We start from the raw sequence: 12,365 nt of genomic DNA, 5'->3' as shown, positions 1-12,365 counted from the left end.
AAAGACCAAACACGTAAATCATGATAATTATCATCTCAATTATTCAAAATCAACATAAAAAAAGCGACTTGAAAGTCGCTTTAAATTTTATTTTTTCGGAAAAATATTATCTTCTTTATTCACATCTGCCATCATATTTTCTGGGTCAATGGTGATGGATTTAATTTTATCTTTTGGTTTTGCAATTTCAAAAGTGAACGTTGGATAAGCCCAATCCCAACCTTTCAAAACATTTCCTTTAATTCCTGCATATGGATTTGGTTTTTCCCAACGCATTAACGTATTTGGAATGTAGAAGAATTCTTTGGTTCCATCGGTATATTCTACCATAACGTCTAAAGGCATTGGCATTCTGCCTTTTCTTTCAAAAACTACTTTAGTATTGGCTGCATTGGCTTCAGAAACTTCTTTGATGCTGTAGTCAATCGTGTTGGTGGTTAATGTCCAATCTAACAAATACCAATCTAAATTAGCACCTGAAACTTTTTCCGCCACACGCTTAATATCATTTGGAGTTGGGTGCGTGAATTTATAGTCGTTGTAATAACGTTTGATGGTTTTGTTGAGGTTTTCTTGCCCAATTAAATAACCCAATTGTACTAAAAATACTTCTCCTTTACTGTATGCTGAAATTCCGTACGCCATATTGATATCGTAACGGTCAGCGTGTGTAGAAAGCGGTTGTTCTTTACCTGATTTGGCTAAATAAATGTAATTGTTATATGCATCTTCATAAGGAACTTCAGGTTTTTTTGGAGGCAATACCTTGTTCATCGCCAAGTTAGAAATGTATGAAGTAAATCCTTCATCCATCCATTCGTGTTTGGTTTCGTTAGTTGCTAATACAAATTGGAACCAAGAATGCGCCATTTCATGAGCGGTTACACCAACTAAACTTCCAAATGCTCTATTTCCTGTAATTAAAGTACACATGCCATATTCCATTCCACCATCACCGCCTTGGATTACAGAATATTGTTTGTATGGATATTGTCCAACATTTTCATTAAAAAACGCTAATAATTCCGCAGTTTTAGGTTGCATTTTTTTCCAATTTTCTAAATTTTCTTTCTTGTTTTTGTACAAGAAATGCAATTCCACATTATTTGGACCTAAAATCATGTCGTGAATGAACTCGTTATCCGCTCCCCAAGCAAAATCATGTACGTTTGGCGCATAAAAATGCCAAGTCAAAGTTTTGGTTTTCTTTGGATAAACAACTTGCACGCCAGCATCTTGATATCCATGCCCAATTTCGTTTTTGTTTTGTAAATAACCCGTTCCACCAATCGTGTAGGCTTTGTCAATTGTGATTTTTACATCAAAATTTCCCCAAACACCATGAAATTCTCTTGCTATATATGGATTAGCGTGCCATCCTTCAAAATCGTATTCACATAATTTTGGATACCATTGGGTCATTGATAAAGCAACGCCTTCTTCAGACAATCTTCCTGAACGACGAATTTGCAACGGCACTTGTCCATCAAAATCTAATGAAAGAGTTGTTTTTTGTTTAGGTAAAATAGGTTTTACTAAAGTAACTTCTAAAATAGTTCCTACTACTTTTGTGGTTGCAGAAACTCCATCTTGTTTAAAATTAGCGATGTTTAAATACCCAATTTCATTTGGTTTTAAAGTACTAATTCTACTTTCTTTAACCTCTTTTCCTTCTTTTTTGAACGTTTTCACCATTCGCTTATCAGGGTCAGAAATAGCTTGAAGTCTGGCATCCATTTCGCTTTCTGGTTGAAACGCATTGTTGTACAAATGATAGAAAACTTTGTGTAAGGTGTCAGGTGAATTATTTGTGTACACAATTTCCTGTTTTCCTTTGTATTGGAATTTTTTCACATCCATATTCACCTCCATTTTATAGTCAACATGTTGTTGCCAATACCCTGGATTTGGATTGTTTTGTGCCAATGCTAAGATTGGGAAGAGACTTAAAAAAAGAAATTTTTTCATAGTTGCTTTTTAAAAGAAAACCTACAAGGCTTTTGCGACCTTGTAGGAATTATTTAGATTAAATGAATTTACAAATTATTTTTTCGCCATTTTAGCCGCTAAAACTAAAGCGTTGTAAGCGTTTACAATTCTTCCAGATTTAGAAGCGTCTGCAAAGTTTGCTTTATGCTTATCTTCACCAATTGTAACTGTGTTTTTTAATGGTGTTCCGCTTTCCATGATGATTTGCTTTACTTGAACTGCAGTTAAACTTGGATAGTAAGAACGAATTAATGTTGCAACACCAGCTACGTTAGGAGAAGCCATTGAAGTTCCTTGTAAATATTCATACGTATTTAATGGAGTAGTAGCATAAATTTTATCTCCTGGAGCATAAATATCTACATTGTTTTTTCCGTAGTTAGAAAAACTTGCTACCATTTTAGTTCCGTAAGATGGAGAAAGTGCTCCAATGATTAATACGTTTTTAGCGAATTCTGGACTTCCATCGTAAGTGTCGTTTGGATATTTGTTCGTAACATCTAAATCATAAGATTCGTTTCCAGCAGCGATAACTACTAACACATCTTTAGATTCAGCATATTTAATAGCGTCCATAACCCATTCTTTGTGTTGTGAATAGTATTTTCCAAAAGAACCATTGATTACTTTCGCACCATTATCTGCAGCATAGCGAATAGCCAACGCAATATCTTTGTCATATTCGTCTCCATTTGGAACAGCTCTTAACGCCATGATTTCAGCATTATTCGTAACACCATCACCACCTTTATTATTGCCTCTAACTTGCGCTACAATTCCAGCTACGTGCGTTCCGTGTTTTGCTTCTTTTGGTTCTGGACCTACTACGTTGTTGTTTCCGTATTTAGTATCTTTTAAATCATCTGGATTGTCACCAACGATTTTTCTTCCATCAAAATCAACGTTTAAGTTGTAGTTAACTTGTCCGTAGATATAATCTTTGAATTCTTCAATTTGTTTATCAAAATCCGCTTTTGTGCTATTACTTAAAACTTGTGTAAAAACAGCTTTAGCTTGAGATAATGAAGTTTCTGTTGCAGGAATTGCTTTTACTTCTTCTAATGTAAAATCACTCTTTTTGAAATAGCCCACTAAGGCTTTTTCAGCATTTAGAATGAAATCTAATTGTTGTTTTTGAGGTTGAATTCCTTTTAATTCTTCTGCTAATTCTGTTTTTGCTTTGTCATATTCAGGAGTTCCAGGACCTTTTTTAACGATACGTGTCATTTCTAATTGCTCATGAACAGCATTTCCTAAGAAATTCCATCCGTGAATATCGTCGATATAACCGTTTTTGTCATCGTCAATTCCGTTACCTGCAATTTCTTTTGGATTGGTCCAAATAACCGCTTTTAAATCTTCATGGTTGATATCAACACCTGAATCTACGATTCCAACAATGACTTTTTTCCCTTTTTTCCCTTTTAATAATTCAGCGTAAGCCTTATCAACACTCATTCCAGGAAGTGTATCTTTTACTAAATCTAAATGACTCCAACGTTGCAAATCTTTTTCTGCGACTGGAGTAGTTTTTAAGGGTAAGTTATCAATATTTTCAACCGGAGTTGAAACCATTTGCTGAGTTCCGCAGCTTGCTAATGCGAATGCAAAAGCTAAACTTAAATAAAGCGGTCTAAAAATTCTCTTCATTTTTCAATTAATTAATTTCAGTTATTGGACTGAAGTGATTTGTATTTGTTACAATAATATTTCTTTTTAACATTATTTTAAAAGGTCTTCACATCTGAAAACTTCTTTCAAACGCACCCCTTTTTCGGTTCGCTCTACCGTAATAATTTCATTGTGGGCATCATGCTCTAGGAATAAATAATAATTATTATCAGCCGCAGCGTTCATGAATTTTGCTTTTTCATCCAATGTCAACAAAGGTCTAGTGTCGTAACCCATCACATATGGAATTGGAATATGTCCAGCAGTTGCTAGTAAGTCGGCACAAAAAACAATGGTTTTTCCGTTGTAGTTGATGTGCGGTAACATTTGTTTTTCGGTATGACCATCAGCGTAAAATATATCAAAACCTAATTCATTTGAAAACCCAAAATCACTATCAGGACGATTTATGAAATGCAATTGTCCACTTTCTTGCATTGGAAATAAATTCTCGTGTAAGAAAGAGGCTTTTTCACGCGCATTTGGTTCTGTTGCCCATTTCCAATGGTTTTCATTGGTCCAAAATTTGGCATTTTTAAATGCGACTTCGTAACCGGTTTTGTCTTTGTTCCAATTTACACTTCCACCACAATGGTCGAAATGTAAATGCGTCATAAAAACATCCGTTATATCATCGCGATGAAAACCAGCATTTTTTAATGATTTGTCTAAAGAATGATTGCCCCAAAGCGAATAATATCCAAAAAATTTCTCCGATTGTTTGTTTCCCATTCCGGTATCAATCAACGTCAATCGGTTCCCGTCTTCAATTAATAAGCATCTCGCAGCGATATCAATTAGGTTATTTTCGTCGGCCGGATTGGTTTTATTCCAAATGGTTTTAGGCACCACGCCAAACATAGCGCCACCATCTAATTTAAAATTTCCAGCTTCAATAGGATGTAATTTCATGATCAAAACAATTTTCAGCCAAATTACAAAAAATACTATAAATAGAAACTATGAATCTATAAGTTATAAAAATGTTAGCAACTCTTGTGAAAAGCAATTTATGGCTTATCTTTGCGGTTAATTTAGACAAAATCAAAATAAGAATATGATTAAAGTATCTGATACAGCAAGTAAAAAAATCATCGCTATGATGCAAGAAGATGGTTTTGATGCAGCCAAAGATTACGTTCGAGTAGGCGTAAAAAGTGGTGGTTGCTCGGGTTTGTCTTATGATTTAAAATTTGACAAAGAAATAGGAGAAAACGATAAAATATTTGAAGATAATAATGTAAAAATTGCCGTTGAGAAAAAGAGTTTTCTTTATTTGGCAGGAACTATATTAGAGTTTTCAGGTGGTTTAAACGGAAAAGGATTTGTGTTTAACAATCCAAACGCACAAAGAACGTGTGGATGTGGAGAGAGTTTCTCTCTATAAATCAAAAAATATGAGTAAGTATACAGAAGACGACTTAAAAGTCGAATTAGAAAATAAAGAATACGAATACGGATTTTACACCGAATTGGACTCGGAAACGTTTCCTATTGGCTTAAATGAAGACATTGTTCGTGCGATTTCGAAGAAAAAAGAAGAGCCTGAATGGATGACCGAATGGCGTTTGGAAGCTTTTCGCGCTTGGCAAGAAATGGAAGAGCCAGAATGGGCCAACGTAAATTACGAAAAACCCGATTTTCAGGCAATTTCATATTATTCGGCACCTAAAAAAGCGGATCCGAATAAAAAATTAGAAGACGTTGATCCAGAACTTTTGGCGATGTACAAAAAGTTAGGAATTTCGGTTGATGAGCAAAAGAAAATGAATAACGTGGCGATTGATATCGTGGTAGATTCAGTTTCTGTAGCTACGACTTTCAAGAAAACATTAAACGAAAAAGGCATTATTTTCTGTTCGATTTCGGAAGCCATCAAAGAACATCCAGAACTAGTTAGAAAATACATTGGCACAGTTGTTCCGATGAAAGATAATTTTTACGCTGCGTTAAATTCGGCGGTTTTCTCTGATGGAAGTTTCTGTTACATTCCAAAAGGCGTTCGTTGTCCTATGGAATTATCAACGTATTTCCGCATCAATCAAGGAGGAACGGGTCAGTTTGAAAGAACGTTATTGGTGGCTGATGAAGAGAGTTATGTGTCTTATTTAGAAGGATGTACCGCTCCAAGTCGTGATGAAAATCAATTGCACGCAGCCGTTGTAGAATTAATTGCCATGGATGGTGCTGAAATTAAATATTCAACTGTTCAAAACTGGTATCCTGGAAACAAAGAAGGTAAAGGTGGAGTTTACAATTTCGTTACGAAAAGAGGTTTGTGCGAGAAAAACGCAAAAATTTCTTGGACGCAAGTAGAAACAGGTTCGGCGGTAACTTGGAAATATCCTTCTTGTGTGTTGAAAGGCGATAATTCAATTGGAGAGTTTTACTCGATTGCCGTAACTAATAATTTCCAACAAGCCGATACTGGAACAAAGATGATTCATTTGGGAAAAAACACAAAATCGACCATCATTTCTAAAGGAATTTCAGCTGGAAAATCACAAAACAGCTATAGAGGATTAGTACAAATAGGAGCAAGAGCAGAAAACGCTCGTAACTTCTCACAATGTGATTCATTGTTAATGGGAAACAATTGTGGAGCACATACTTTTCCTTACATCGAAAGTAAAAATGCTTCGGCAAAAATTGAACACGAAGCTACGACTTCCAAAATTGGAGAAGACCAAGTGTTCTATTGTAACCAACGCGGAATTCCAACCGAAAAAGCCATTGCTTTAATCGTAAACGGTTTTAGTAGAGAAGTATTGAATAAATTACCAATGGAATTCGCAGTGGAAGCTCAAAAATTATTGGAAATTTCGTTAGAAGGTTCGGTAGGATAGTTTTGTTTCAAGTTTCAGGTTTCAAGTTATACCTGAACAAAAAAACAATTATAAAAGAATTTAAAAATAATTTAATATAAACGTTTCAAGAACAACATTTTACAAACTTGAAACTTTAAACCTGAAACTAAATAAAATGTTACAGATAAAAAACTTACACGCTTCGGTAGAAGACAAAGACATATTAAAAGGAATCAACCTTGAAATTAAAGCAGGAGAAGTGCACGCAATTATGGGACCAAACGGTGCCGGAAAATCAACGTTATCTTCTATCATTGCTGGAAACGAAAATTACGAAGTAACTGAAGGTGAAATCTTTTTAGACGGAGAAGAAATTTCAGAATTAGCTCCAGAAGAACGAGCGCACAAAGGCGTGTTCTTATCGTTCCAATATCCAGTGGAAATTCCAGGTGTTTCGGTAACGAATTTCATCAAAACCGCTATCAACGAAAAGCGCAAAGCGAATGGTGAAGAAGAAATGCCAGCGAATGAAATGCTGAAGAAGATCCGTGAGAAATCAGAATTATTAGAAATGGACAGAAAATTTTTGTCACGTTCTCTAAACGAAGGTTTTTCGGGTGGTGAGAAGAAACGTAACGAAATTTTCCAAATGGCAATGTTAGAACCAAAAATCGCAATTTTGGACGAAACCGATTCAGGTTTAGATATCGATGCGTTGCGAATTGTAGCCAATGGTGTAAACAAATTGAAAAACGAAAACAACGCGGTATTAGTGATTACGCACTATCAACGTTTGTTAGACTATATTGTTCCAGATTTCGTTCACGTTTTAATGGATGGAAAAATCGTAAAAACGGGTGGAGCTGATTTAGCTTTAGAATTAGAAGAAAAAGGATACGATTGGATAAAGAATGAATTGAACTAGAGTTTACAGTCTCAGTCACAGTTATCAGAACACTGCGACTGAACACTGCGACTGAACACTAAATACAATGGAATTAAAAGATAAATTATTAGCTTCCTTCATGGCCTTTGAAGAAAAAATCAAAGACAATGAAGATTTGCACGAAGTTCGAAATCACGCCATAAAAAATTTCGAAAACAAAGGTTTTCCTACTAAAAAAGAGGAAGCTTGGAAATACACGTCGTTAAATGCCATTTTAAAAAATGACTTTTCGGTTTTCCCAAAAAAGGATAACGCCATCGAATTTAAAGATGTAAAAAAGTATTTCTTACACGAAATTGACACCTACAAAGTAGTTTTCATCGACGGAATTTTCAGTTCGTTTTTGTCTTCTACTACACATGATGGTTTAGATGTTTGTTTGATGGCTTCGGCATTGACCAAACCTAAATATAAAATGGTAATTGATACCTATTTTAATCAAATTGCAAGCAAAGAAGAGAGTTTAACTTCTCTAAATACGGCTTTTTCATTGGAAGGTGCGTATATCAATATTCCAAAAAGTAAAGTGGTTGAAAAACCAATCGAAATCATCTATTTCTCAACCGGAAATGAAGCGGCTTTGATGGTACAACCTCGAAACTTAATCATCGTTGGAGAAAACGCTCACGTGCAAATCGTAGAACGTCATCAAAGTTTGAATAGTAATCCGGTTTTAACGAATTCGGTTACCGAAATTTTCGCTCAAAAACGTGCGATTGTAGATTACTACAAAGTACAAAATGATGTACAAACTGCGAATTTGATTGATAATACTTACATTGCCCAAAAGCAAGAGAGTAGAGTAGCGGTGCACACGTTTTCGTTTGGTGGAAACATCACCAGAAATAACTTGAATTTCTATCACCAAGGAGAAAGAATCGATTCCACATTAAAAGGAATTACTATTATTGGCGACAAACAACACGTAGATCATTATACATTGGTGCACCATGCGCAACCAAATTGCGAAAGTCACCAAAACTATAAAACGATTTTACATGATAATTCAACAGGAGTTTTCAATGGGAAAATCTTCGTTGAAAAAGAAGCACAAAAAACCGATGCATTCCAACAAAACAACAACATTTTAATTGGCGATAAAGCGACTATCAACGCAAAACCACAATTGGAAATCTTTGCCGATGATGTAAAATGTTCACACGGTTGTACGATTGGACAATTAGACGAAAGCGCAATGTTTTACATGCAACAACGCGGAATTCCGAAAAAAGAAGCGAAAGCTTTGTTGATGTATGCCTTTACCAGCGAAGTAACGAACAGCATTAAAATACCAGAATTAAAAGCTAAAATTGGTAGAATTATTGCTGATAAATTAGGCGTAAATATGGGATTTGATTTGTAATATCAAACCACAAAGACACTAAGTAATACACTAAGAGCGCAAGGTTTTCTACTTTGTGCTCTTTTTTATTTTTCTATTTTAGAAAATGGATTTGCGTTGTTTTATTCAAACAATTAGGAATTTCCTTATCTTTATTCAAACTTTACTTCATGGAAAAACCACATTTTTCAGAACTACAACTTCAAAAACTTCATCAAAAGGAATTTTTGAACGATAACCATTTGGAAGAAATTGCTAATTATCAAAAGAAAGGTATTTTTTCCTTGCGAAGCGAACTGCTTTTAATGATTTACGTTTCAATAATCCTTTTTACTTCTGGAATTGGAGTAATTGTCTACAACAACATCGATTCTATCGGACATTTAGCGATACTTTCGGCTAATTTTATCTTGATGTTGGTTTGCTTTTATTTCAGTTTTAAAAAAGCAAAAGGATATTTCAATGATGAGGTTTTGTTCGAAAATCCGTTGTATGATTATTTGGTTTTAACCGGAAGTTTGTTGGCGTGTATCTTTTTGGGTTACATCAATTTTCAATATCAAATTTTTGATGATTCGTATGCTTATGTTTCCTTAATTTCAGCCGTCTTATGTTTTGCTGTTGCTTATTATTTCGACAATCGAATTGTACTTTCTATGGCGATTACGAGTTTGGCGGCTTTCATTGGAATCAGCATAACACCAAAAAGTTTGTTTCAAAACGAAGTCTATTCCAATCTAGAATTAACCTATTCGGGATTGATTTTAGGAATACTTTTATTGGTTTGGATGGAATATTCGTTGAAACATAAAATCAAAGCGCATTTTCACTTTGTTTACGCTACGTTTGCTTTGCATTTGTTGGGCGTTTGTATTATTGCTGGCTTACTTTCGGAACATTGGTTTGTTTTTATTCCAATTTTATTAGGGTTTATTTATTATTTCTACCGATTTAGTTATCGCGTTTTTGCTACATCACTTTTCGCTTTTATGTTGTTGTATGGGTATTTCGGAGTGAATATTTTGGGTGGGAGAATTATTTCGTTTATCCATTTTGAATTTATTTACCAACTTCTAACTATGTTAGCTCCATTTTATGTGGTAGCGAGTATTTATCTGTTTATCCGATTAGTCAAACAATTTAATACCAAAAAGAATGCAAGCGTATAATAAATCCGAATTAGAAAACTATTTTTTGGCCGAAGAAGCGAAAAAATTATATCAAAAGAAATTCCTTTCCAAAGAGCAATTGCAAATCATTTTCGCGCAATTAGTCCAATTAAAATCGAATGCTAATATTTTCTTTAGAATTGGTTTCTTTTTCTTAGGAAGTTTCTTGATTTCAACTATTATCAGCGCTTTTGGATTAATTTTATTTCCACTAATTTCAGAGGATTTCGAATTCATTTTCTTCTTTTATGCGATTGTGGCTTACATTGGATTAGAAGTTTTGGTTCGAATGAAGTTTTTTCGACATGGATTAGATGACGCTTTCGTGCTTACTTCTCAAATATCTTTTTCAATTGGTATTGGAATTCTTACAGAAGCCATATTACCCGTTTTAATCACGATGTTGGTTTTAGGGGTGTTTTTCGCTATTCGATTTATCAATACAATTTCGGCTTTAATGGCATTTATTGGATTGGTTGGGATATTTTTCAATTTAATAGTCGAGCATGATGTAATGCCTAAGTTTTATTTGTCTTTTGTCGGATTGATCTTAACAATTTTGGTTTATTTTTTTGTAGTTCAATTAAGTAAAAACCAAAATTATTATCCGTATTTTAAAACGTTCGATACAATCCGAATTGCGAGTTTGCTTTTAGGTTATTTGTCAATGAATTATTTAGTAGTTCGCGAATTATCTCAATCTTTAATGAACTTAGAAATCACTAATAAATCCGATGTTCCGCTTGCATTTGTTTTTTATGGATTGACGTTTTTAATTCCGTTGCTTTATTTCTTTTTGGGAATCAAATGGAAAGATAAATTGGTTTTATACACCGGATTAGCCACTTTAGTATTCGGATTTTACTCCATTCGTCATTATTACTATTTCTTCCCAATAGAATACGTTATGGTAATCAGCGGAATTTTACTTTTTGGATTAGCTTATTTGTTTATCCAACAGCTAAAAAATAAAACCGAAGGTATCACGTTCCAACCCGATAGAGATTCCGATGATTCTTTGTTATTCAACGCTCAAGCTATTTTATCTTTAGCAAATGCTACCACACCAGCCCCAACTCAAACCAATCCAATGGAATTTGGTGGCGGCGGATTTAGTGGCGGCGGAGTAGGAGAGAAGTTTTAATTTGATTTTAACCTTTATTTATTCTAATTATAAACAATGAAATTGTAAATTTGTACTCAAATTGTACAAAAATGTTTGATGTTCAAAAAGTAAGAGCTGATTTTCCCATTTTATCGCAAAAAGTAAATGGAAAACCCTTGGTGTATTTTGATAACGGCGCTACTTCGCAAAAGCCACAAGTGGTTATTGATGCTATTTCAAAATATTACAGCGAAATCAATGCGAATATACATCGTGGTGTGCATACGTTGAGTCAATTGGCTACCGATGCGTATGAAGTATCGAGAAATACGATTCAAAACCACTTAAATGCGAAATACAATCACGAAATCATTTTTACTTCGGGAACTACTTTCGGAATTAACTTGGTGGCGAATGGTTTTGCAAGTTTGCTAAAAGCAGGTGATGAGGTAATGGTTTCGGCTTTGGAACATCATAGTAACATTGTGCCGTGGCAATTTTTATGTGAAAAAACAGGAGCGAAGTTGGTGGTAATTCCAATGAATGAAAAAGGGGAATTAATCCTTTCCGAATTCGATAAATTACTTTCCGAAAAAACGAAAATCGTAACCGTAAATCACATTTCAAATGCGTTAGGAACGGTTAACCCAATTGAATACATCATCAAAAAAGCACATGGAGTAGGAGCAGCTGTTTTAATCGACGGAGCACAAGCAACACCACATTTACGTCCAGATGTACAAGCATTGGAATGTGATTTTTATGTGTTTTCAGGTCATAAAGTCTGCGGACCAACTGGCGTTGGAATTTTGTACGGAAAAGAAGAGTGGTTACGTAAATTGCCACCGTATCAAGGCGGAGGTGAAATGATTGCTGAGGTAACATTCGAAAAAACAACTTACGCAGATTTACCACATAAATTCGAAGCTGGAACTCCTAATATTTCAGGCGGAATTGTTTTAGGAACTGCTATCGATTATATGAATTCGATAGGTTTTGATAACATTGCGGCTTACGAACAAGAATTATTAGATTACGGAACCAAAAGATTACTAGAAATTGAAGGTTTAACGATTTACGGCACAAGTGAAAACAAGGCTTCAGTAATTTCGTTTAATATTGAAGGCATTCATCCGTATGACATTGGCACAATTATAGATAAGTTAGGTATAGCGGTTAGAACTGGTCATCACTGCGCCCAACCTATTATGAATTTTTTCAATATTCCAGGAACGATTAGAGCGAGTTTCGCTTTTTACAATACCAAGGAAGAAATTGATATCTTTGTAGAAGCGGTTAAAAAAGCGCAAATGATGTTATCTTAAAAAGTAAAATT

The 12,365-nt window shown here is 34.6% G+C and carries 10 protein-coding genes; 7 read left to right on the top strand and 3 right to left on the bottom strand.

From position 1 onward, the window contains the following. Positions 1-87 precede the first annotated feature (87 nt). From BP92_RS0106915 to BP92_RS0106905, 3 genes are all read right to left on the bottom strand, one after another. Positions 88-1,968, bottom strand: coding sequence for a M1 family metallopeptidase (locus tag BP92_RS0106915; protein WP_026725393.1), 1,881 nt, complete (start codon positions 1,966-1,968; stop codon positions 88-90). A gap of 75 nt (positions 1,969-2,043) precedes the next feature. After that, the gene (locus BP92_RS0106910) at positions 2,044-3,639 is read right to left on the bottom strand and encodes a S8 family peptidase (RefSeq protein WP_026725392.1); all 1,596 of its coding nucleotides are present in this window, start codon (positions 3,637-3,639) and stop codon (positions 2,044-2,046) included. Between the two features lie 72 nt (positions 3,640-3,711). Then, positions 3,712-4,572 carry an MBL fold metallo-hydrolase gene (locus BP92_RS0106905; RefSeq protein ID WP_026725391.1) on the bottom strand — a complete coding sequence of 287 codons (861 nt, stop codon included), beginning with the start codon at positions 4,570-4,572 and terminating at the stop codon, positions 3,712-3,714. A 145-nt stretch (positions 4,573-4,717) separates the two neighbouring features. On the opposite strand from BP92_RS0106905, the gene BP92_RS0106900 reads away from it, so the two are divergent. The 7 genes from BP92_RS0106900 to BP92_RS0106870 all read left to right on the top strand — a co-directional run bounded on the left by BP92_RS0106900 (position 4,718) and on the right by BP92_RS0106870 (position 12,354). Then, entirely contained in the window at positions 4,718-5,047 is a 330-nt protein-coding gene (locus BP92_RS0106900; protein WP_026725390.1) for a HesB/IscA family protein, read from the top strand. 10 nt (positions 5,048-5,057) lie between these two features. Then, positions 5,058-6,506: a Fe-S cluster assembly protein SufB gene (sufB, locus tag BP92_RS0106895; RefSeq protein ID WP_026725389.1), complete on the top strand. Its 1,449-nt coding sequence runs from the start codon at positions 5,058-5,060 to the stop codon at positions 6,504-6,506. Between the two features lie 136 nt (positions 6,507-6,642). Beyond that, positions 6,643-7,392 (top strand): Fe-S cluster assembly ATPase SufC, encoded by a 750-nt coding sequence (gene sufC, locus BP92_RS0106890; RefSeq protein ID WP_026725388.1) that lies wholly within the window; start codon positions 6,643-6,645, stop codon positions 7,390-7,392. A 67-nt stretch (positions 7,393-7,459) separates the two neighbouring features. Next, positions 7,460-8,776 (top strand): Fe-S cluster assembly protein SufD, encoded by a 1,317-nt coding sequence (sufD, locus tag BP92_RS0106885; protein ID WP_026725387.1) that lies wholly within the window; start codon positions 7,460-7,462, stop codon positions 8,774-8,776. 149 nt (positions 8,777-8,925) lie between these two features. After that, complete coding sequence (locus tag BP92_RS0106880; protein WP_026725386.1) at positions 8,926-9,924, top strand: DUF2157 domain-containing protein; 999 nt, start codon at positions 8,926-8,928, stop codon at positions 9,922-9,924. Further along, entirely contained in the window at positions 9,911-11,068 is a 1,158-nt protein-coding gene (locus BP92_RS0106875; RefSeq protein WP_026725385.1) for a hypothetical protein, read from the top strand. The genes BP92_RS0106880 and BP92_RS0106875 overlap by 14 nt, the downstream gene beginning before the upstream one ends. 71 nt (positions 11,069-11,139) lie before the next feature. After that, on the top strand, positions 11,140-12,354 hold the full coding sequence (locus tag BP92_RS0106870; RefSeq protein WP_026725384.1) for an aminotransferase class V-fold PLP-dependent enzyme: 1,215 nt from the start codon (positions 11,140-11,142) through the stop codon (positions 12,352-12,354). Positions 12,355-12,365 lie beyond the last annotated feature (11 nt).

Origin of the sequence: Flavobacterium sasangense DSM 21067, assembly GCF_000686885.1 — a bacterium.
Taxonomy (GTDB): domain Bacteria; phylum Bacteroidota; class Bacteroidia; order Flavobacteriales; family Flavobacteriaceae; genus Flavobacterium; species Flavobacterium sasangense.
This window is presented reverse-complemented; position numbering and strand designations above follow the sequence as displayed.

Excerpts from the sequence above, each read along its gene's own strand:
- BP92_RS0106915 (WP_026725393.1), bottom strand. The coding sequence starts at position 1,968 with ATGAAAAAATTTCTTTTTTTAAGTCTCTTCCCAATCTTAGCATTGGCA.
- BP92_RS0106910 (WP_026725392.1), bottom strand. The coding sequence starts at position 3,639 with ATGAAGAGAATTTTTAGACCGCTTTATTTAAGTTTAGCTTTTGCATTC.
- BP92_RS0106905 (WP_026725391.1), bottom strand. The coding sequence starts at position 4,572 with ATGAAATTACATCCTATTGAAGCTGGAAATTTTAAATTAGATGGTGGC.
- BP92_RS0106900 (WP_026725390.1), top strand. The coding sequence starts at position 4,718 with ATGATTAAAGTATCTGATACAGCAAGTAAAAAAATCATCGCTATGATG.
- sufB (WP_026725389.1), top strand. The coding sequence starts at position 5,058 with ATGAGTAAGTATACAGAAGACGACTTAAAAGTCGAATTAGAAAATAAA.
- sufC (WP_026725388.1), top strand. The coding sequence starts at position 6,643 with ATGTTACAGATAAAAAACTTACACGCTTCGGTAGAAGACAAAGACATA.
- sufD (WP_026725387.1), top strand. The coding sequence starts at position 7,460 with ATGGAATTAAAAGATAAATTATTAGCTTCCTTCATGGCCTTTGAAGAA.
- BP92_RS0106880 (WP_026725386.1), top strand. The coding sequence starts at position 8,926 with ATGGAAAAACCACATTTTTCAGAACTACAACTTCAAAAACTTCATCAA.
- BP92_RS0106875 (WP_026725385.1), top strand. The coding sequence starts at position 9,911 with ATGCAAGCGTATAATAAATCCGAATTAGAAAACTATTTTTTGGCCGAA.
- BP92_RS0106870 (WP_026725384.1), top strand. The coding sequence starts at position 11,140 with ATGTTTGATGTTCAAAAAGTAAGAGCTGATTTTCCCATTTTATCGCAA.